Source organism: Thalassobacter sp., from assembly GCF_982993085.1.
In genome coordinates this window covers 1-2,944 of the sequence record NZ_CEZFMW010000211.1, presented here as the reverse complement: position 1 = coordinate 2,944, position 2,944 = coordinate 1, and the positions used below count along the sequence as shown (strand labels likewise).

At 60.4% G+C, this 2,944-nt stretch carries 3 protein-coding genes; 1 reads left to right on the top strand and 2 read right to left on the bottom strand.

The annotated features are described in order from the left end of the window. Nucleotides 1–20: 20 nt before the first annotated feature. Entirely contained in the window at nt 21–809 is a 789-nt protein-coding gene (gene cysE, locus AC4GMC_RS18020; RefSeq protein ID WP_490391498.1) for a serine O-acetyltransferase, read from the top strand. Between the two features lie 75 nt (nt 810–884). On the opposite strand, the gene AC4GMC_RS18015 is transcribed toward cysE, so the two are convergent. After that, nucleotides 885–2,189 (bottom strand): pyruvate dehydrogenase complex dihydrolipoamide acetyltransferase, encoded by a 1,305-nt coding sequence (locus AC4GMC_RS18015; protein ID WP_490391497.1) that lies wholly within the window; start codon nt 2,187–2,189, stop codon nt 885–887. 12 nt (nt 2,190–2,201) lie between these two features. Beyond that, nucleotides 2,202–2,944 (bottom strand): pyruvate dehydrogenase complex E1 component subunit beta (locus AC4GMC_RS18010; protein WP_488084024.1); only part of this gene is annotated, 743 nt, incomplete at its 5' end.

Sequence of the window (2,944 nt, the reverse complement as noted above, 5' to 3'; positions counted from 1 at the left end):
AAGAAAAACCCCTTCGCTCCATTGATCCGATCTGGGACCGCATCTGCGAAGAAGCCCGTGCGGCCATCGCACAAGAGCCGCTGTTGGGTGGTATGGTGCATGCGTGCATCCTGCATCACGCCAACTTTGAAGGGGCCTTGGCGTTCCGTATCGCAGAGAAAATCGCATCGCCCGCGATGTCCGAACAGCTGGTGCGTGAAGTTGCGGATCAGGCGCTACGGGATGAGGAAAACGGTACGGCTGCTGCGGCACGTGCGGACTTGGTCGCCGTGTTTGAGCGGGACCCCGCCTGCCACCGCCTGATGCAACCCTTGATGTATTTCAAGGGCTTCCAAGCTGTTCAAGCTTACCGCGTGGGGCATTGGCTGTGGAACCGTGGACAGCAAGATCTGGCCTATTTCATTCAGATGCGTGTTTCTGAGGCGTTTGGGATCGACATTCACCCGGCCGCGCGTGTGGGCAAGGGGCTGATGATCGACCACGCCCATTCCATCGTGATTGGTGAGACTGCGGTGGTGGGCGACAATGTCTCGATGCTGCATTCCGTGACGCTCGGCGGGACGGGCAAGGAAGACGACGACCGCCACCCCAAAATCGGTGATGGCGTTTTGATCGGGGCCGGTGCGCACGTTTTAGGCAACATCCATATTGGGCATTGCTCGCGGATCGCGGCGGGTTCGGTGGTTTTGGAAACGGTGCCGCCGATGAAGACGGTCGCAGGTGTGCCCGCGCGTATCGTCGGCGAGGCGGGGTGTTCGCAGCCCTCGGTCACAATGGATCAGCTTTTGGGTGTGCGCGGCTCAGACTAGCGCCTGCGTTTACTGCATTAAAAAAGGCGGCTCTCCTAACCGGAGGGCCGCCTTTTTGCGTTTTGGGACCGCTGATTAGGCCAGCATGGCCATTGGGTTTTCGAGGTTATTCTTGATTGCGTTCAACAGGTTCGCCCCGAGTGCCCCGTCAATCACCCGGTGATCGACCGATAGCGTTGTCGACATGACCGTGGCCACCTTCAACTCACCATCCGCGCCGACGACAGGTTTCTTGGCACCTGCGCCAACGGCCAGAATGGCCGCATGGGGTGGGTTGATAATCGCGTCAAAGTTATCAATGCCGAACATCCCGAGGTTTGAAATCGCGAAGCTGCCGCCTTGGTATTCGTGGGGGGCAAGTTTGCGATCCCGCGCGCGGGAGGCAAGGTCCTTCATCTCAGCCGAGAGCGCCGAGAGTGATTTCATGTCGGCGTCTTTGAGCACCGGGGTGAACAGCCCACCCTCGATCGCGACAGCTACGGCCACGTCGGAAGGCTTGAGCGAAAGCACCCGATCGTTGGCCCAAACCGCATTCGCGTCAGGCACCTGTTGAAGCGCGAGCGCACAGGCCTTGATGATGAAATCGTTCACCGACAGCTTAACGCCGCGCGGCTCCAACGTTTTGTTGAGTTGCCCACGGAAGGCCAGCAGTGCGTCCAGTTCGATATCCTTGCGGAGATAGAAGTGTGGCACGTTCTGTTTGGCCTCTGTCAGGCGTGCGGCGATGGTTTTGCGCATTCCGTCCAGAGAGACTTCCTCGAACTCACGATCCGCGTACATGGCCAGCACTTGGTCGGTCGTCGGACCGGTGCCAGCAGCCGCGGGTGCTGCAGCCGTTGCGGCGGGGGCGGATGCAGTTGCAGCTGGTGCGGCGGCTTTGGGGGCCGCAGTCGCGTTTTCGACATCCGCTTTGACGATACGGCCATGGGGACCGGACCCTGAAATTGTGTTTAGGTCCAATCCCTTGTCCGCGGCGATCCGGCGGGCCAATGGGGTCGCGAACAGGCGCGATCCATCAGCGGCTTTGGTGGCAGCGGGGGCAGGGGTTGCGGCAACGGGGGCCGCCTCTGTGGAGGTGGCCACGGGTGCGGCGGCGGGCGCGGGTGCAGAGGCTGCGCCAATGTCGTCCGCGCTTTCGCCGTCTTCAAGCATGACCGCGATGGGGGTGTTAACCTTGACCCCTTCGGACCCTTCCGGGATCAGGATTTTACCCACAACACCATCGTCGACGGCTTCAAACTCCATCGTGGCTTTGTCGGTCTCAATTTCGGCCAAAAGGTCACCGGAGGAGACAGTGTCCCCTTCCTTGACCAACCATTTCGCGAGCGTCCCTTCCTCCATCGTCGGGGACAGCGCGGGCATCAGGATTTCAGTCGGCATGTCGCGCGCTCCTTAACGGTAAGCAATTTGTTTAACACCGGCCACGACCTCATCGGTTGTGATCAGCGCGAATTTCTCAAGGTTGGCCGCGTAGGGCATCGGCACATCCTTGCCCGTCAGGCTCAGGACCGGCGCGTCGAGATAGTCAAACGCGCGCTCCATGATGACGCTGGCCATGTGGTTGGCGAGCGATCCGACAGGGAACCCTTCCTCTACGATCACGCAGCGGTTGGTTTTTTGCACCGAGGCGATGACCGCGTCGTAGTCGATGGGACGCAGGGTCCGCAGGTCGATCACGTCACATTCGATGCCCTCTTCGGCCAGCTTTTCGGCGGCCTCAAGCGCGTAGGTCATGCCGATACCCCAGCTGACGATCGTCGCATCCGACCCGGTGCGCCATGTGCGTGCTTTGCCAAAGGGGATGGTGAAATCATCCATGTCCGGCACTTCGGAGGATTTCCCGTAGAGAATTTCGTTCTCAAGGAAGATCACTGGGTTGTTGTCGCGAATGGCGGTCTTCATCAGGCCTTTGGCGTCTGCGGCCGAGTAGGGCATCACGACCTTGAGGCCGGGGATCGAAGCGTACCACGCCGCGTAGTCCTGCGAGTGCTGCGCGCCAACGCGGGCGGCCGCACCGTTGGGGCCACGGAACACCATAGGTGCCCCCATCTGGCCGCCGGACATATAGAGCGTCTTGGCCGCAGAGTTGATAATGTGGTCAATGGCTTGCATGGCGAAGTTAAACGTCATGAACT

What these genes read in the sequence shown, in the direction of transcription:
- AC4GMC_RS18015 (WP_490391497.1), bottom strand. Translation starts at nt 2,189, where the DNA reads ATGCCGACTGAAATCCTGATGCCCGCGCTGTCCCCGACGATGGAGGAA.